Source organism: Streptomyces sp. NPDC020958 (assembly GCF_055562175.1).
On the sequence record NZ_JBVHFU010000003.1, the window covers coordinates 96,784 to 114,489 of the forward strand.

Here is a 17,706-nt window from a genome sequence, read left to right on the forward strand (position 1 = left end):
TGCGGGGACGACATGACGAAGGGCGGTCGCTCCCGAGGGGAGCGACCGCCCGTCACCGGCCTGTGCCGGAGCTGGCTCGTCGTGGGTGCGAGAGGTCAGCGCTCATCTTCGGAAGAGGTGGCCGGAACGGTCGTCAGCCGCTCCGTCTCGTCCTGTATCTCAGCGGCGATCTTCTTGAGTTCCGGCTCGAACTTGCGGCCGTGGTGGGCGCAGAAGAGCAGTTCTCCGCCGCTGAGCAGTACGACGCGCAGGTATGCCTGGGCGCCGCAGCGGTCGCAGCGATCGGCGGCCGTCAGGTGGCTCGCGGGGGTCAGAACAGTAGTCACGTCGCCTCTTCTCTAGCTCGACGAGCTGTCGTACCAGGGTCAACATCCAACCAGCCCGAAAACGTTCCCGCTCGGGGCTTCTCCTCGAAAAAAAATCTTTCGAGGTGGCCGTCTGCTGCCGGTTGGCGGCGAATGTGCCGTAGTGCGTTTCTTCAGTGCTTACGGGTTCGCTCGGTTCATCGGTCTCATCCTCCCGGCTGGGTTGCCGGTTGTTTGTGAGGACGTGCCCGGAGCCTAAATGGTTCATGCCTCGAAGGGAACGTGATATGTACTTCACCCCATCGAGGGATCGAACACCCATGCGACCGTGGACTAGGGTGAGTTTCCTGCGAGGGTGGCGTTACAACGGCTCTACCAGGCCTGGGTACCCTCTGAGCGGCGACCGAAGCCGGCCCCTTACCCCAAAGGGGCTCCACTGAAATTCAGCGAGGAGCGAACCGCGTGACCGCCGATACGTCCGTGCCGTCCACTGCGCTGCTGGCAGGAGCAGACCGGGACGGCTCCAACTACACCGCGCGGCACCTGCTCGTTCTCGAGGGCCTCGAAGCCGTGCGCAAGCGCCCCGGCATGTACATCGGATCCACCGACAGCCGGGGTCTGATGCACTGCCTGTGGGAGATCATCGACAACGCCGTGGACGAGGCCCTCGGCGGCTACTGCGACCACATCGAGGTCATCCTCCACGACGACGGTTCCGTCGAGGTCCGGGACAACGGCCGCGGCATCCCCGTGGACGTCGAGCCCAAGACCGGCCTGTCCGGTGTCGAGGTCGTCATGACCAAGCTGCACGCCGGCGGCAAGTTCGGCGGTGGCTCCTACGCGGCCTCCGGCGGTCTGCACGGTGTGGGTGCCTCCGTGGTCAACGCGCTCTCCGCGCGTCTCGACGTCGAGGTCGACCGCGGCGGCCAGGTGCACGCCATCAGCTTCCGCCGCGGTGTGCCCGGCGCCTTCGCCGCCGACGGACCGGACGCGAAGTTCGAGGCCGCGAGCGGACTGCGCAAGGTCAAGAGGGTGCCCAAGACCCGCACCGGCACGCGGGTGCGGTACTGGGCCGACCGCCAGATCTTCCTCAAGGACGCCAGGCTCTCCCTGGACACGCTCCACCAGCGCGCCCGGCAGACCGCCTTCCTGGTGCCCGGCCTGACCATCGTCGTCCGCGACGAGTACGGGCTCGGCGAGAGCGGCAGCAAGGGTGAGGAGTCGTTCCGCTTCGACGGCGGTATCAGCGAGTTCTGTGAGTACCTGGCCACCGACAAGCCGGTCTGCGACGTCCTCCGCTTCTCCGGACAGGGCACCTTCAAGGAGACCGTCCCCGTCCTGGACGACCACGGTCAGATGACCCCCACCGAGGTCACCCGGGAACTGGGCGTGGACGTGGCGCTGCGCTGGGGAACGGGGTACGACGCGAACATCAGGTCGTTCGTCAACATCATCGCCACCCCCAAGGGCGGCACCCACGTGGCCGGCTTCGAGCAGGCCGTCCGCGAGACCCTCAACGAGGTGCTGCGGGCGAAGAAGCTGTTGCGCGTCGCCGAGGACGACATCGTCAAGGACGACGCCCTGGAGGGACTCACCGCCGTCGTCACCGTCCGGCTCGCCGAGCCGCAGTTCGAGGGCCAGACCAAGGAGGTCCTCGGCACCTCGGCGGCCCGCCGGATCGTGAACAACGTGATCTCCAAGGAACTGAAGGCGTTCCTGACCTCCACCAAGCGTGACGCCGCCGCCCAGGCGCGGGTGGTCATGGAGAAGGTGGTCGCCGCCGCGCGGACGCGCATCGCGGCCCGCCAGCACAAGGACGCACAGCGCCGCAAGACGGCCCTGGAGTCCTCGTCGCTGCCGGCCAAGCTCGCAGACTGCCGCAGCGACGACGTCGAGCGCAGCGAGCTCTTCATCGTCGAGGGCGACTCGGCGCTCGGTACCGCGAAGCTGGCCCGGAACTCCGAGTTCCAGGCGCTGCTGCCGATCCGGGGCAAGATCCTCAACGTTCAGCGGTCCTCGGTGACGGACATGCTGAAGAACGCCGAGTGCGGCGCGATCATCCAGGTCATAGGGGCAGGCTCGGGACGCACCTTCGACATCGACGCGGCCCGTTACGGCAAGATCATCATGATGACCGACGCCGACGTCGACGGCTCGCACATCCGCTGCCTGCTGCTGACGCTGTTCCAGCGGTACATGCGGCCCATGGTCGAGGCCGGCCGGGTCTTCGCCGCGGTCCCGCCGCTGCACCGCATCGAGATCGTCCAGCCCAAGAAGGGCCAGGACAAGTACGTGTACACGTACTCGGACCGTGAGCTGCGGGACAAGCTCATGGAGTTCCAGAGCAAGGGCGTCCGCTACAAGGACTCGATCCAGCGGTACAAGGGTCTGGGTGAGATGGACGCGGACCAGCTGGCCGAGACCACGATGGACCCGCGCCACCGCACCCTGCGCCGCATCAACCTCTCGGACCTCGAAGCGGCCGAACAGGTCTTCGACCTGCTGATGGGCAACGACGTGGCCCCCCGCAAGGAGTTCATCTCCGGCTCGGCGGCGACGCTGGACCGGTCGCGGATCGACGCATAACCGCTGCGCGGGCTTCGGCCGTCCCACCCGGTCACGCCCCACCCAGGGCGATCCGCCGGCCGACAGCCCTCGCGCCCGCTCAGGCGCGTGCGAGCCACAGGGAGCGCCCCGGGGCCCCGGCATCTGCCGGGGCCCCGGGGCGCTTCCGGGCAGGGCGTCTGATGCGCCGGGGTGGGGGGCGCGGTGTGTCGAGGTGCGGTGCATGATGCGCTGGGGTGCGGCGTACGGTACATCGAGTCCGTGATGCCGAGACCGGTATGTCGGCCTCATGTCGCTCCGGAGCCCGGCCCCCGGCCCCCGGTGCCCGCGGCCCCCGGCGCACCGCACGTCCGCGCACCCGCACATCCCAAGATCGCGGGTGCCCCCCGCCTCTGCGCAGGGCGCTTCTCCACCTGAGGGTGGAGAGATCACACTCCTCGGAATCCACCTGTGATCCACCCTGGCGCCGATCCCCCGACCTGCGCGTTTCCGTAGCGTCGAAGGCGTCGGCAGCTCCCGCTCCCGGCACCGCCCCTTCCCGCTCACGGAGGCTCCGATGTCCGGGCTCGTCAACGCGTTGCTGATCGTGGCCGTGGTCGTCGTGGTGATCGCCCGCCAGTTCCGCGCCCGCCCCGTCAACACCGGCCGGCGCTGGTGGCTGCTCCCCGCGGTCCTCGCGGTGGTCGCGCTGCGCGAACCCGGCATACTCGACGCCCATCACCGCACCGAATCCGCCCTGCTGCTCGGCGCCGAGTTGCTGGTGGGGCTCGGGATGGGCGCCGCCTGGGCCTGGACCACCCGGATCTGGACCGAACCTGACGGCGTCGTGTGGACCAAGAGCACCAGGGCCGGCGCGATGGTCTGGCTCGGCGGTCTGCTCGTGCGCGTCGGCCTCTTCGCCCTCGGCGCCGCGCTCGGCGTCCACCAGGACAGCTCCGCCCTGATGCTCGGCCTGGCGCTCCTTCTCCTCGTCCGCTCCGGCATCCTCCTGTGGCGGGCGCAGTCGCTCCCCTCCGGCCCGTCCACGAGCGGCCCCACCCGGGCGTACGGTGACGACATGGCCCGGGTCACCAGGAAGGAAGGCGTGTGACGGAGAACGCCTGGACGCGCTGGCCCTCACGTGAAGCCCTGAGCCGCTCGGGGGTCTCCCCGCCTCGGCGCGTGCTGGCCTGGGGAGTGCGACTGCTCGTCCTCGCCCTGCTGCTGTGGAGCGCCTTTGACCAGTCGCGCGTCCACGGCTGGGGCGTGGCGGCCGCCGTGGCGGGTGTGCTGGTGACCGCAGTGGCGTCCTGGGGCTTCTTCCGGACCACCTACGCCCACCGGCTCGTGCCCTCCCTGGTCCTCATCACCTTCCTGCTGGCCTTCGCGGTCGTGGCGGAGAGCACGGGCTTTCGCGGGCCGGCTCTCGTGATCTGGTGCGGCTGCGGCATCTCGGCCCTGGAGCGGCTGCCCATCGCGATCGCGGTGCCCGTCACCTGCGTGGCCCTGGCCTCGTACTCCGCGTTCAACAACGACGTCTGGCTGACCACCGCGGCCACCGTCGTCGGCATGGCCCTCTCCGGCTACGTCATGCGACTCGACGCCGAGGCCCGTGGGCACGCACAGCGGTTGCTGGCCCAGGAGCGCGCCGCCAGAGCGGCCGAAGCCGAGTCGGCTGCGCTCGCGGAGCGGGCCAGGATCGCGCGGGAGATCCATGACGTGCTGGCCCACAGCCTCTCCGCCCAGATGGTGCACCTGGAGGCCGCGCGGCTGCTGATCGAGCGCGGGGCCGACCGGGAGCAGATCCTCGAACGGGTGGTGGCCGCCCGGGGAATGGCCCGCAACGGACTCGCCGAGACCCGACAGGCCCTGTCGGCGCTGCGCGGTGAGCTGACCCCGCTGGAGGACTTCCTCACCGAACTGGCCGGTGCGACCGACGGCGCCGAGGTCACCGTCACGGGCGAACGCAGAACGCTGCCCGCCGAGGCCTCGCAGACGGTACGACGGGTCGCCCAGGAAGCGCTGACCAACGTCCGCAAGCACGCTCACGGCGCCAGGGTCAGGGTGCTGCTGGACTACAGCGAGCACGAAGTGACCCTCAACGTGAGGGACTCGGGCGGCCGTCCGGGCGAACTCACCGGTGCCGGCAGCGGGTACGGTCTGCTGGGAATGCGGGAGAGGGCCGAACTGCTGGGCGGGTCGCTGGAGGCGGCGCGTGACGACGAGGGGTTCGAGGTGCGGTTGAGGGTGCCCGTATGACGGCGGGCGAGAAGAAGCCGGCGCGGGTGGTGGTCGCCGACGACCAGACGGTGGTCAGGGAGGGCATCGTGATGCTCCTCGGCCTGCTGCCCGGTGTGGAGGTCGTGGGAGCGGCGGGCGACGGCGAGGAGGCGGTGCGGCTGGTCGGCGAGCTCTCCCCGGACGTGGTGCTGATGGACCTGAGGATGCCGCGCTGCGACGGGGTGGAGGCGACCCGACGGATCCGCTCGCAGTACCCGGGGACCCAGGTCGTGGTGCTCACCACGTTCGCGGACGACGAATCACTGTTCCCGGCACTGAGAGCCGGCGCTCGCGGCTACCTGACGAAGGACGCGGGCGGGGACGAGATCGTACGCGCGGTGGAGAGCGTGCTCTCGGGGGACGCGGGGCTGTCGCCGAGCATCCAGCTGAGGCTGCTGGAAAGGCTGTCGCAGCCCGAGCCGCCGCAGCCGCCGGTGGCGACCGAGGCGCCGGACGGGCTGACCCTGCGGGAGACGGAGGTCCTGGTGCTGATCGCCGAGGGGCTCACCAACCAGGAGATCGCCAGGCGGCTGCACGTCTCGACCGCGACGGTGAAGACACACATCAACAACCTGTTCGCGAAGACGGGGCTCAAGGACCGTGCACAGGCGGTGCGTTACGCGTACGGGAGGGGAATGGTGCGGCCACCAGCGAATTGAGTCACCTGATGGGGTGAGAGAGGGGGGAAGAAGAGTCAGGGAACTTCCCGATCTGTCCATCCTTGGGCATGCAGTCAAGCAACGGGCGTCACCGCGACGGCGGGGAGGGCTCCGAGAGTTCCGCCGAGCGGCACGAGGACCAGGGCGAGTACGGCACGACCTCCCCAGAAGTCAGGTACCAGGACCCCTGGGACGACGTGCCGGCCCCCGGCTGGGGCGAGCCGGACACCACCATGAGGCCGGCCCCGGCGGTGCCCGCCGCCCGAACCGAGCGGGAGAGGGCGGAGGTTCGCGCCCGGGACGTGTATCTGGAGGTTCAGCGCAGTGCGGCTTTCCAGGAGGTGCGCAGCAGCTACCGGAGGTTCGTGGTGCCTGGGGTTGCCGTCTTCTTCACCTGGTACGTGGCGTACGTGGTCACGGCGACGACCGCGCCCGGTCTGATGGCGAGACCCGTGGCCGGCGCGGTGAACGTGGGGATGCTCGCGGGGCTCGGCCAGTTCCTCAGCACGTTCGTGCTCACCTGGGCCTATGCTTGGCACGCCAGGCTGCGCAGGGACCGTGCCGCGCTGGAACTGCGCTGGGACACCCAGGAGCTGACCCGTGGCGCCCGGGGCGGTGCCTTGTGACGGGCCGTCATGAAACCCTGGCGCTCATGCTGTTCAGCGCCTTCGTCGCGGTGACGCTCGGGATCACGACCTGGGTGAGCAGGCGGCGGCATGGTTCGGCGGAGGAGTTCTATGCCGGGGGCCGGCTGTTCTCGCCCATGGAAAATGGTTTTGCCATCGCGGGTGACTACATGTCGGCGGCCTCCTTCCTCGGTGTCACCGGGCTGATCGCGCTGTTCGGGTACGACGGGCTGCTCTACGTGGTGGGCTTCCTGGTGGCGTGGCTGGTCGTGCTCTTCCTGGTGGCCGAGCTGGTGCGCAACTGCGGCCGGTTCACCCTCGCCGACGTGATCGCCGCACGGATGACCGAGCGGCCGGTGCGGATCGCGGCGGGCGCGTCCTCGGTCACCGTGTCCGTTCTCTATTTGGTGGCGCAAATGGTGGGGGCGGGCAGCCTGGTCACGCTGCTGCTGGGACGGACCAGCCAGGCCGCGCAGGCGTGGACGGTCATCGGGGTCGGCGCGCTGATGGTGATCTACGTGTCCCTGGGAGGGATGCGGGCCACCACCTGGATCCAGATCGTGAAGGCCGTCCTGCTGCTGGGCGGGACGGTGACGCTGACCGTGCTGGTGCTGTTGCGCTTCCACGGCGATGTCGACCAGCTGCTGCGCACGGCGGCGGAGCGCAGTGGACACGGGAAGGCGTTCCTGGCGCCGGGGCTCAGGTACGGCGGGGGCTGGAGCGCGCGGCTGGACTTCATCAGCCTGGGGCTGGCGCTGGTGTTGGGCACGGCGGGACTGCCGCACATCCTGTCGCGGTTCTACACGGTGCCGACCGCGAAGGCGGCCCGGCGGTCGGCGGTCTGGTCGATCGGGCTGATCGGCGGCTTCTATCTGATGGCGATCGTGCTCGGTTTCGGGGCCGCCGCCGTCGTCGGGCCGGACGTGGTGCGCGCGTCGAACGAGTCGGGGAACACGGCGGTTCCGCTGCTGGCACTCGACCTGGGCGGCGGCGCGGGTTCCACCGGGGGAGCGGTTCTGTTCGCGGTCGTCGCCGCCGTTGCCTTCGCGACGATCCTCGCGGTGGTCGCCGGGATCACCCTCGCCTCCTCGGCGTCCGTCGCCCACGACCTGTACACCTCGCTGCGCAGGCCGGGCGCCGGACCCCGCAGCGAGGTGGCGGTGGCGCGCGTGTCGGCCGTCGGCATCGGAGTGGTGGCCATCGCGCTCGGCCTGCTGGCCCGTGACCTCAACGTCGCCTTCCTGGTCGGTCTGGCCTTCGCGGTGGCCGCCTCGGCGAACCTGCCGGTGCTGCTGTACGCGCTGTTCTGGCGGGGCTTCACGACCCGCGGCGCGGTGTGGGCCGTGTACGGGGGACTCGTTCCGGCCCTTGTGCTGGTCGTGCTGTCCCCGGTGGTGTCCGGGAGCCCGGGGGCGCTGTTCCCGGACGTCGACTTCCAGTACTTCCCGTTGCAGAACCCGGGGATCGTCTCTATCCCGCTCGGTTTCCTCGCCGGCTGGCTCGGCACGGTCACCTCGGACGAGGTGCCGGACGAGGCCCGGCACGCGGAGACCGAGGTGCGGTCGCTGACCGGAGCGGGGGCTGTATAGGGCCTACGGCGCCACCCAGGCGTACCGGTGTTCCGGACGGCCGGTGTCGCCGTACTTCAGGGAGAGGCGCAGCCGTCCCGCCTGTTCCAGATGACGGAGGTAGCGCTGGGCGGTGGAGCGGCTCAGGCCGGTCTCGGCGGCCACCTCGTGGGCGGAGAGCGGATGGTCGGCGCTGTGCAGGACCCCGCAGATGAGGTCCGTGGTGGGTTCGGAGTGGCCGCTGGGCAGACCCGGCGTCGACGGGGCGGGTGAGGTGCGCAGGGCGCCGAAGATCCGGTCGACCTGCTCCTGCCCGGTCAGGCCCCGGCCGCCGACCCGGTCGACGGTGCGGCGCAGTGCCGCGTAGGAGTCCAGGCGGGTGCGCAGCGCGGTGAAGGTGAACGGTTTGACCAGGTAGTGCAGGGCGCCCAGGCGCATCGCCCGCTGGACGGTGGTGACGTCGCTGGCCGCCGTGATCATGATGACGTCGGTGCCATGGCCCTGTTCCCGCATCCGGTGGACGAGTTCGAGGCCGGTCTCGTCCGGCAGATAGTGGTCCAGCAGGACCAGGTCGATGGTGCCGCGTTGCACGGCTGCCAGGGCCTGGGCAGCGCTGTGCGCGCGGGCGGCCACCCGGAAGCCGGGAACCTTCCCCACGTACTTGGCGTTTATCTCAGCGACGCGGAAGTCGTCGTCGACCACCAGGACGTCAATCATCAGGCCTCTCCTTCAAGGCCGGCGAGCGTTAAGCCCGTGTTTCGTCTGCGCAGTTGTAGCGCGCGCAAAATGAGCACAACAGGTGCTTGCGAGCAAAAGAACGGCTTGCGCCCAGAAGACTGCTGCTGTGGTCCGTGCCACACCTACCGTCCCGGCCCATGAGCGCAGACACCAGCCCCGCCATCGAGCTGCGGGGCGCGAGCAAGATCTTCAAGACCCCGTCGGGGGGTCTGCACACGGCTGTCCGCGACCTCGACCTCACCGTCGGACGTGGTGAGTTCGTGGCCGTCGTGGGGCCGACGGGTTGCGGCAAGTCCACGACGCTGACGCTGGTCAGCGGGCTGGAGGAGCCCACCGAGGGCGATGTGCTGGTGGCCGGCCGGCCGGTCGCCGGGGTCGGGGACAAGGTCGGTTTCGTCTTCCAGCAGGACGCCACCTTCCCCTGGCGGACCGTGCTGTCCAACGTGATGGCAGGACCCCGCTTCCGGGGCGTGCCGAAGGCGGAGGCCAAGGAGAAGGCCCGCGCCTGGCTGGCCAGGGTCGGTCTCGCCGCCTTCGAGGACCGCTACCCGCACCAGCTCTCCGGCGGCCAGCGCAAGCGGGTGGCGCTCGCCGCGACCTTCGTCAACGACCCCGAGATCCTGCTCATGGACGAGCCGTTCTCCGCGCTCGACGTGCAGACCCGGGCGCTGATGTCGGACGAACTCCTGGAGCTGTGGGAGGGCACGGGCGCCTCGGTCGTGTTCGTCACCCACGACCTGGAGGAGTCCATCGCGCTGGCCGACAAGGTCGTCGTCATGACCGCCGGGCCCGCGACCGTCAAGCAGGTCTTCGACATCGACCTGCCCCGCCCCCGCAAGGTCGAGTCGGTGCGTCTGGAGCCGCGGTTCATCGAGATCTACCGCGAGATCTGGGAGTCCCTCGGCGAAGAGGTCCGCATCACCCGTGAGAGGGGCGCCGCCCATGTCGCCTGACGTCCTCAGCACACCGGTCGTCGACACGGCCAAGACCCCGGACCGCGCCCAGACGCGGGCCCAGGCCGCCCGCAGACGCAGGGTGATCGTGTACGCCGTGCGGGTGCTGCTTCTGGTGGCCGTCCTCGGCCTGTGGGAGGTCCTCTCCCGGGCCGGCGTCATCGACCCGTTCAACTTCTCGATGCCGTCGAAGATCTGGCAGCAGATCTGGACCTGGGTGACCCACGGCACCGCGCTCGGCTCCCTCGGCGAGCAGATCTGGTACACGCTCTACGAGGCGCTGCTCGGCTGGGTCATCGGTGTGGTCGCCGGTGTCGTCTTCGGTATCGCCCTGGGACGGATCGCGTTCCTCGCCGACGTCCTCGGCCCGTACATCAAGGTGCTCAACTCGATCCCCAGGATCGTGCTGGCCCCGATCTTCGTGATCTGGTTCGGGCTCGGCGCCTCCTCGAAGGTCGCCTCGGCCGTGGTCCTGGTGTTCTTCCCGGTGTTCTTCAACGCCTTCCAGGGCGCCCGCGAGGTCGACCGCAACCTGGTCGCCAACGCCCGGATCCTGGGCGCGAGCGACCGCAGGGTGACCCTCCAGGTGGTCATCCCGTCCGCCACCTCGTGGATCTTCACCAGCCTCCACGTCAGCTTCGGCTTCGCCCTCATCGGTGCCATCGTCGGCGAGTACATCGGCGCCACCAAGGGCATCGGCCTGCTCGTCGCGCAGTCGCAGGGCACCTTCAACTCGGCCGGTGTGTACGCCGCGATGGTCATCCTCGCCGTCGTCGCGCTCGCCGCCGAGGGGCTGCTCACCTTCGCCGAGCGCCGCATCTTCCGCTGGAAGCCGTCGGACTCCGACAGCTGAACCCGGCCTTCTCCTCCCGCACCGCCTCTCACAAGGACGTGAACGTCATGCGCAAGTCCGCCAGATACACCACCCTGGCCGCCGCCGGCCTGCTCGCCCTGTCCTCCCTGACCGCCTGCGCCAACGACGCGGCGAGCACGACCTCCAGCGGATCCGCCGGCAAGGGCGACGGCAAGGGCACGAAGGTCAAGATCATGGTCGGTGGCCTCGACAAGGTCATCTACCTGCCGGCGATGCTCACCCAGCGGCTCGGCTACTTCGACGCCGAGGGTCTCGACGTGGAACTGCTGACGGAACCGGCGGGTGTCCAGGCCGAGACGGCCCTCGTCGCCGGGCAGGTCCAGGGCACGGTCGGGTTCTACGACCACACGCTGGACCTCCAGACCAAGGGCAAGGCGGTGGAGTCCGTCGTGCAGTTCTCGCGGGCGCCCGGCGAGGTCGAGATCGTCTCCACCAAGGCGGCCGGCGACATCACCTCGCCCAAGGACTTCAAGGGCAAGAAGCTCGGCATCACCAGCCTCGGGTCCTCGACCGACTTCCTGACCAAGTACCTCGCCGTCAAGAACGGTGTGAAGGTCAGCGACTTCTCGCCGGTCGCCGTCGGGGCGGGCGCGACCTTCATCTCGGCGCTCCAGCAGGGCTCCATCGACGGCGGTATGACGACGGACCCGACCGTGGCGACCATCCTGGACAAGAAGGCGGGCAAGATCCTCCTGGACATGCGGACGCCGGAGGGTTCCCAGAAGGCGCTCGGCGGCCCGTACCCGTCCTCCAGCCTGTACATGCAGACGGACTGGGTCAACAGCCACAAGGACACCGTCCAGAAGATGGTCAATGCGTTCGTCAAGACGCTCAAGTGGATGTCCACGCACAGCGCGGCCGAGATCGCGGCCAAGATGCCCGCCGACTACGCCCAGGGGAACAAGGCCCTCTACACGCAGTCCATCAAGAGCACGCTGCCGATGTTCACCGACGACGGCCTGATGCCCGAGAACGGCCCGGAGACCGTGGAGAAGGTGCTCAAGGCGTTCAACACGAACGTCCAGAACCACGACGTCGACCTGAGCAAGACGTACACGACGGAGTTCGTCAAGGCAGCCAAGTAGCAGGCTGCCCACGCGTACGTCTCAGCCGCGGGTCGCCCACACGTAACGGTGTTCGGGGCGGCCCGCGTCGCCGTACTTGAGGGTCAGCCGGGCGCGGCCCGTGCGTTCCAGGAGCTTCAGATAGCGCTGGGCGGTCTGACGGCTCACCCCGGTCCGCTCGGCGATCTCCTGGGCCGACAGCGGGCTCCCGGCGTTCATCAGCGACTGGCGGACCAACTCGGCGGTGGTGGGCGAGTGCCCTTTGGGCAGCTCCGGCTCGGACGGCGTGGCCAGGGCGCCGAAGATGCGGTCCACCTCGGCCTGTTCGGCCTCGCCGCCACCGTCCAGGGCGCGCCGCAGCCGCGCGTACGCCTCCAGCCTGGCGCGCAGTCCCGCGAACGCGAACGGCTTCACCAGGTACTGCAGGGCGCCCTGACGCATCGCCGCCTGCACGGTCGACACGTCCCGGGCCGCCGTCACCATGATCACGTCGGTCTGGTGGCCGCGCCGGCGCATCTCCTGGACCACCCCGAGACCCGTGCCGTCGGGCAGGTAGTGGTCCATCAGGACCAGGTCGAGGCGGGGGAGCGTCTCCAGCCGGTGCAGCGCCTCGGCCGCGTTGTGGGCCTCGCCGGCCACGTGGAAGCCGGGCACCTTCTCGACGTAGGCGGCGTTGACCCGGGCGACCCGGGCGTCGTCGTCCACGACCAGGACCTCGATCATCGTGCTTCCCTGCCGTTCGGTCATCGTGTCTCTTCGTCGGCCGGTGTGAGCACCGGTTCGAGTTCCGGCTCGGTCAATGCCTCGGGGAGCACCACCGTGAACTGCGCGCCGCCGCCCTCCGCCTCGCCCACGGACGCGCTGCCGCCCTGCCGTTCGGCGAGGCGGCGCACCAGGGGGAGCCCGATGCCGCGCTTGCCGTGCGCGGGCGGTTTCTTGGTGGACCACCCCTCGGTGAACGCCAGTTCCCGATGCTCGGCCGGGATCCCGGGCCCGGTGTCCCGCACGCTGAGGACGACCGCGCGGTCCTCGGTGCGCAACTCGACCTCCACGCGCGCGTGCGGAGTGCCGGCCACCGCGTCGAGCGCGTTGTCGACGAGGTTGCCCACCACCGTGACCAGCCCCCTGGGGTCGATCAGCCGGTCCGGGAGGCGAGTGCGGTCCGACACCCACAGGGCGACCCCGCGCTCGGCCGCGACGGTCGCCTTGCCGACCAGCAGGGCGGCCAGCAGCGGGTCCTGGATCTTCTCGGTGACCTGTTCGGCGGTGACCCGGTGGTCGCCGACCACCTCGCCGACGAACTCCACCGCGTCCTCGTACATCTCCAGCTCCAGCAGCCCGAGCAGGGTGTGCATCCGGTTGGCGTGCTCGTGGTCCTGGGCCCGCAGGGCGTCGATGAGCCCGCGCGTGGAGTCGAGTTCCCGGCCCAGCTGCTCCAGCTCGGTGCGGTCGCGCAGGGTGGCGACGGCGCCGCCGTCGTCGGTGGGCATCCGGTTGGCCACCAGGACCCGCTGGCCGCGCACGGTGAGCAGGTCGGTGCCGGTCACCCGGCCGGCCAGCACATCGGTCGTACGGCCGGCACCGAGCGCCTCGTCGGGGGTCCGGCCGACGGCCTCGTCGCCGATGCCCAGCAGGCGCCGCGCCTCGTCGTTCAGCAGCCGGACGCGGCCGCCGCGGTCCAGGGCGACGACGCCCTCGCGGATGCCGTGCAGCATCGCCTCGCGTTCCGCGAGCAGCGCCGAGATGTCGGAGAAGGCCAGGTCCCGGGTCTGCCGCTGCACCCTCCTGGAGATCAGCCAGGCGGCCAGCGCGCCGGCGGCGAGAGCGCCGCCCGCGTAGGCGAACAGCACGGGGATCGTGCTCAGCAGATGGGCGCGCACGCTGTCGTAGGCGATGCCCACCGAGACCGCTCCGATGATCCGGTGCCGGGAGTCGTACAGCGGTACCTTGCCGCGCGCCGAGCGGCCCAGGGTGCCGCTGTCGATCTGCATGACGTCCTTGCCCTTCAGTGCCTGCCCGGGGTCGGTCGTCACATGCCCGCCGATCTCCGACGGCGTGGTGTGGGACCAGCGGAAGCCGCCTTTGTCCATCACCACGATGTACTCCGCGCCGGTGGCCTTCCGGATCCGTTCGGCCTCCTGCTGCACCGGACCGTTCACGCTGGGCGGGGTGGTCAGGACGCCCTCGGCGATCTGGGGGTCCTGGGCGGTGGTCTGGGCGATCGCCAGGGCCCTGCGCATCGCCTCCTGGTCCAGCTGCTTGCTCAGCGGCGCGAGGAAGAGCCCGGTCGCGAGCACCGCGACCCCCGCGGCGATCGTCAGCTGCATGAGCAGGACCTGCGTGAACGCCGTCCGGGGCAGCCGGGGGCGCAGGCGGCGCGCGGGGGGCGTGGGACTCATGACCACGACGGTACGTGCGCGGATGCGCCGTACCTAAGGGGTGTGGCGCGGATCTCTTGACCAGTTCTTGGGGAAACCGGGACGGGTGGGACGAGGAGGATCAGCTCGCGATGGCCGACGCCGTCCGCAGCTCCCGCAGCGACACCACGTCCATCCGCGCCGGTGACCCCAGCACCGAGACCCCGCAGCTCTCCGGGCGCGGCGGCAGGGAAGCGCCCTGGGCCACCTCGACCCGCCAGCGGCGGCCGTCGGCGTGGTCGACGGTGACGTGCCAGCGCGGGGCCGCGCCGTCGGTGCGTACGACGCTCAGCGCGCCCGCGCCGTACTCGCCCACCGCTTCGCGCACGGCCAGCTCGGCCGCCTGGCCCGGCCGTCCCCAGGCGGAGCACCCCCGGCATCCCTCCAGCACCACACGGCCCTCCTGGGCGCCGTGCAGGGCTTCTTTGACGGCATGGGCCTCGGCGCGCCCGTACGCGTAGCCGTACGGCAGCACGAGCACCGTCGGAGAGAAGCGATGACCACCCAGATGGGTGACCTCCCAGGTACCCCTTACCCCGGAGGCGGCCAGCTCGGCGGCGAGCGGGCGGCCCAGCAGGGCGCAGCAGCGGTCGCGCCTGCCGTTCGTGCAGACGAGGGCGAGGGGGCTGCCGGAGTGCGGCCGGCCGCCGAGCGCGGTGCCGAACGAACGGTGGTCGCCCGCGCCGAGCGCCGCGAGGTCCAGGTCGAGCAGCCGGTGCGGGTCCCGGGTCTCGGCGCTGTGCAGCCAGAGGTTCCCGGGAACCACGTGGGCCGCGTACACCTGCCGCACGGCGGCCGTACCGGGGTCGGCGTGGCGGCCGGGGCGGCGGATGAGCGCGATGCGCACGCCGGTCCCTTCGGCGGCGGCCTCCAGCGCGCGGCCGAGCGCGGGGTCCAGGTGGCTCGAGGTGAGCGCCTTGGGACCCCAGGGGCCCGGCTGTTCCAGCAGCAGCCACGTCGTCGCGGTGGCGGCGGTGCCGGAAACGGGCTCGTCGAGCATCCGGGAGACGGTTGCGCACCTACTCACAGAGGTGAGCCTAACCTGACTTCGCCCGCGGTGACTTCCGGCCCCGCCCGCCCACCCGCCGAAGGGGTCATTCCGGCAGCGGCTGCGGCGGCCTGGGGCCGACGTAGTGGCCGCTGGGGCGCATGCGCAGCGGGCGTTCGCCGTACTCCTCCAGGGTGTGGGCGATCCAGCCCGCCGTCCGGGCCACGGCGAAGACGGTCTCCCCCGCGGTGGCAGGCATCCCGCAGGAGGCCGTGAACACGGCCAGCGCCAGGTCGACGTTGGCGTGCAGCGGAGCGTGCCGCGCGGTCGTCGCCATGATGTCGCGCGCGGCGAGGAGGGCGGGCTGGGCGCGCGGAATGTCCTCCAAGAGGTCGAACAGCACGCGCGCGCGTGGGTCCTCTCCCTGGTAGAGCCGGTGGCCGAGCCCCGGGATACGGCGGCCGGCCCGCAGTTCGTCCGCGATCACCGGCACGGCGGTGCCCTGGTCGAGGACGTCGAGCAGCAGCCGGTGCGCGAGTCCGCTGGAGGCGCCGTGCAGGGGGCCTTCGAGCGCGCCGAGTCCGGCCGACACGGCCGCGTACGCGTGGGCGCGGGCGGAGGCGGCGACCCGCACCGCGAGGGTGGAGGCGGCCAGGTCGTGGTCGACGAGCAGCGCGAGGGCAGTGTCCAGGACACGCAGCGCTGCGTCGGTGGGTTCGATGCCGGTCAGCCGGCGCCACAGCCGGTGGGCCAGCGGGCCGTCGTCGGGCCCGCGCCGGTGCTGCTGCGGCAGCGCGGCGACGAGCGTGGGGATCAGTACCCGCGCCGTGCCGAGGACGGCTTCCTCGGACAGGTCGAAGCGCAGCGGATCCTCGGCGGCCGCGGCGATGGTGGCGACCCGCAGCCGGTCGGTGGGGGTGGTGTGCTCGGGCAGCGCGTCCACGGCCCGGCGGGCGGCCGAGACCGTCGCCTTCGGCGCGGCGAAGGCCACGCCCCGCTCCATCCGGCCCGTCCACAGCCACTCGGCCACCTCCTCGTAGGAGTGGTGGGCGGCCAGTTCGGTGGCGTCGACGCCCCGGTAGTAGTACCGGTCACCGTCGATGAGCGTGATCCGGGTGCGTACCGAGAGGTCTCCGCCGACGGAGCCGGAACCTCCCGCCGTCTCCCGCCGGTTGCGCCGGGCCAGCGCCGCCACCTCCGCGGCGTCGAAGGTGCTGGCCCGGCCTCCGGGCTCGCGCCTGCTGCTGAGCTGACCGCGGCTCACGTAGGCGTACACCGTCTCGGGCTTCACGCCGAGCAGTTCGGCGGTCTCCTTGGTGCTCAGCCGCCGCTCGGAGCTGTCGGGAGCAGGGTGTTGATCGCGCATGCCGACACCGTAGCCGCCCCGACTCGTATTGATCCAATCAATATTGACAGGAGATGAGTCAAGCATGGACAGTCGGATCAAGTTCAGGCTGGACAGCGGAGGCATGTCATGACCGTCAACAGGACCGTGTCGACCCTTGTCGAGGTGCCGCGCGGGCTCGCCGGTGTCGTCGTCACGGACACCGAAGTGGGGGACGTACGGGGGAGCGAGGGGTACTACCACTACCGCCAGTACTCGGCCGTGGAACTCGCCCGCACCCGGGGTTTCGAGGACGTCTGGCACCTCCTGGTCCACGGCGAGCTGCCGGGCCCGGAGCGTGCCGCGGCCTTCGCCGCCGAGACCGCCGGGCTGCGACGGCTGCCCGACGAGGTCCGGGCCGCCCTGCCCGCGCTGGCCGCGGCGAGCGGTGCGTCCGGACCGCTCGCCGGGATGCGCACCGCGCTCTCCCTGCTCGGCGCGGCGAGGGGGCTGCGGCCGGTGTACGACATCGACGCGGACCGGCGGCGCGCCGACACGGTCGCCGCGTGCGCGGCCGTACCCACGCTCCTCGCGGCGCTGTACCGGCTCGGGCGGGGGCTCGAACCGGTGGAACCGCGCGCGGACCTCCCGTACGCGGCCAACTACCTGTACATGGTGACGGGCTCGGAACCGGATCCCCGGCAGGCGCGGGCCGTCGAGCAATACTTGATCTCAACCATTGACCACGGATTCAACGCGTCAACGTTCACCGCACGGGTCATCGCGTCGACGGGCGCCGATGTCGCGGCCTGCCTCGTGGGGGCGGTCGGTGCGCTGTCCGGGCCGCTGCACGGGGGCGCGCCCAGCCGGGCACTGGACACCCTGGACGCGATCGGGACCACGGACCGGATCGACGGGTGGATCCGTGAACGGGTGCTCGCCGGCGACCGCGTGATGGGCTTCGGGCACGCGGTCTACCGTACCGAGGACCCGCGGTCCCGCCTGCTGCGCGAGATCGCCCAGGGCTTCGGCGGCCCTCGGGTCGAGTTCGCCGTCGAGGTGGAACGGCGGGTGGAGAGCATCCTCGCCGAGCTGAAGCCGGGCCGCGAACTCCACACCAACGTCGAGTTCTACGCGGGCGTGGTCATGGAACTGTGCGGCCTGCCCCGCGAGATGTTCACGCCCACGTTCGCGGCGGCGCGGGTGGTCGGCTGGAGCGCGAACATCCTGGAACAGGCGGCCGACTCGAAGATCATCCGGCCGGTGGCGCGGTACGTGGGGCCCCAGCCGAAGGCCGTCTGCGGGACCGCCGGGTAACACGCCGCAGGCAGGGCCGTCGAGTGGCGGCACGCCGTCGACCGTCCGC

Annotated in this window: 16 protein-coding genes; 10 read left to right on the top strand and 6 right to left on the bottom strand. The window is 70.9% G+C overall.

Annotated elements, in window-relative coordinates:
• Positions 1-95: 95 nt before the first annotated feature.
• Complete coding sequence (locus ACZ3KP_RS10735; protein WP_133028110.1) at positions 96-326, bottom strand: DUF7455 domain-containing protein; 231 nt, start codon at positions 324-326, stop codon at positions 96-98.
• A 441-nt stretch (positions 327-767) separates the two neighbouring features.
• Here ACZ3KP_RS10735 and ACZ3KP_RS10740 point away from each other — a divergent pair, with 441 nt between their 5' ends.
• From ACZ3KP_RS10740 to ACZ3KP_RS10765, 6 genes are all read left to right on the top strand, one after another.
• A complete protein-coding gene (locus ACZ3KP_RS10740) occupies positions 768-2,891 on the top strand; it encodes a DNA gyrase/topoisomerase IV subunit B (RefSeq protein ID WP_467498231.1) in 2,124 nt (707 codons plus the stop codon).
• 535 nt (positions 2,892-3,426) lie between these two features.
• Positions 3,427-3,960 carry a DUF1453 domain-containing protein gene (locus ACZ3KP_RS10745; RefSeq protein ID WP_467498233.1) on the top strand — a complete coding sequence of 178 codons (534 nt, stop codon included), beginning with the start codon at positions 3,427-3,429 and terminating at the stop codon, positions 3,958-3,960.
• Positions 3,957-5,108 (top strand): sensor histidine kinase, encoded by a 1,152-nt coding sequence (locus ACZ3KP_RS10750; RefSeq protein WP_467498235.1) that lies wholly within the window; start codon positions 3,957-3,959, stop codon positions 5,106-5,108. Before ACZ3KP_RS10745 ends, ACZ3KP_RS10750 begins: the two co-directional genes overlap by 4 nt.
• Entirely contained in the window at positions 5,105-5,788 is a 684-nt protein-coding gene (locus ACZ3KP_RS10755) for a response regulator transcription factor (RefSeq protein WP_467498237.1), read from the top strand. The genes ACZ3KP_RS10750 and ACZ3KP_RS10755 overlap by 4 nt, the downstream gene beginning before the upstream one ends.
• Positions 5,789-5,856: 68 nt before the next feature.
• Positions 5,857-6,414, top strand: a complete 558-nt coding sequence (locus ACZ3KP_RS10760; protein ID WP_467498239.1) for a DUF485 domain-containing protein — start codon at positions 5,857-5,859, stop codon at positions 6,412-6,414.
• Positions 6,411-8,003: a solute symporter family protein gene (locus ACZ3KP_RS10765; RefSeq protein ID WP_467498241.1), complete on the top strand. Its 1,593-nt coding sequence runs from the start codon at positions 6,411-6,413 to the stop codon at positions 8,001-8,003. The genes ACZ3KP_RS10760 and ACZ3KP_RS10765 overlap by 4 nt, the downstream gene beginning before the upstream one ends.
• A gap of 3 nt (positions 8,004-8,006) precedes the next feature.
• Here the strand turns inward: ACZ3KP_RS10765 and ACZ3KP_RS10770 are convergent, their stop codons facing one another.
• Positions 8,007-8,699, bottom strand: coding sequence for a response regulator (locus tag ACZ3KP_RS10770; protein WP_358979548.1), 693 nt, complete (start codon positions 8,697-8,699; stop codon positions 8,007-8,009).
• A gap of 158 nt (positions 8,700-8,857) precedes the next feature.
• On the opposite strand from ACZ3KP_RS10770, the gene ACZ3KP_RS10775 reads away from it, so the two are divergent.
• The 3 genes from ACZ3KP_RS10775 to ACZ3KP_RS10785 are packed head-to-tail and all read left to right on the top strand — an operon-like array spanning position 8,858 to position 11,632.
• Positions 8,858-9,673, top strand: a complete 816-nt coding sequence (locus ACZ3KP_RS10775) for an ABC transporter ATP-binding protein (RefSeq protein ID WP_358979549.1) — start codon at positions 8,858-8,860, stop codon at positions 9,671-9,673.
• Positions 9,663-10,526 carry an ABC transporter permease gene (locus ACZ3KP_RS10780; protein ID WP_467498244.1) on the top strand — a complete coding sequence of 288 codons (864 nt, stop codon included), beginning with the start codon at positions 9,663-9,665 and terminating at the stop codon, positions 10,524-10,526. Before ACZ3KP_RS10775 ends, ACZ3KP_RS10780 begins: the two co-directional genes overlap by 11 nt.
• A 47-nt stretch (positions 10,527-10,573) precedes the next feature.
• Positions 10,574-11,632, top strand: coding sequence for an ABC transporter substrate-binding protein (locus tag ACZ3KP_RS10785; protein WP_467498246.1), 1,059 nt, complete (start codon positions 10,574-10,576; stop codon positions 11,630-11,632).
• A 21-nt stretch (positions 11,633-11,653) separates the two neighbouring features.
• Here ACZ3KP_RS10785 and ACZ3KP_RS10790 read toward each other — a convergent pair whose 3' ends face one another.
• From ACZ3KP_RS10790 to ACZ3KP_RS10805, 4 genes are all read right to left on the bottom strand, one after another.
• Positions 11,654-12,334, bottom strand: a complete 681-nt coding sequence (locus ACZ3KP_RS10790) for a response regulator (RefSeq protein ID WP_467499217.1) — start codon at positions 12,332-12,334, stop codon at positions 11,654-11,656.
• A 20-nt stretch (positions 12,335-12,354) separates the two neighbouring features.
• Positions 12,355-14,010 carry an ATP-binding protein gene (locus ACZ3KP_RS10795; protein WP_467498248.1) on the bottom strand — a complete coding sequence of 552 codons (1,656 nt, stop codon included), beginning with the start codon at positions 14,008-14,010 and terminating at the stop codon, positions 12,355-12,357.
• A gap of 100 nt (positions 14,011-14,110) precedes the next feature.
• Entirely contained in the window at positions 14,111-15,055 is a 945-nt protein-coding gene (locus ACZ3KP_RS10800) for a sucrase ferredoxin (RefSeq protein ID WP_467498250.1), read from the bottom strand.
• Positions 15,056-15,122: 67 nt separating this feature from the next.
• Positions 15,123-16,382 carry a citrate/2-methylcitrate synthase gene (locus ACZ3KP_RS10805; protein WP_467498252.1) on the bottom strand — a complete coding sequence of 420 codons (1,260 nt, stop codon included), beginning with the start codon at positions 16,380-16,382 and terminating at the stop codon, positions 15,123-15,125.
• Positions 16,383-16,490: 108 nt separating this feature from the next.
• Between ACZ3KP_RS10805 and ACZ3KP_RS10810 the strand changes: the two genes are divergently transcribed.
• A complete protein-coding gene (locus ACZ3KP_RS10810; protein ID WP_467498254.1) occupies positions 16,491-17,657 on the top strand; it encodes a citrate synthase in 1,167 nt (388 codons plus the stop codon).
• Positions 17,658-17,706: the final 49 nt, after the last annotated feature.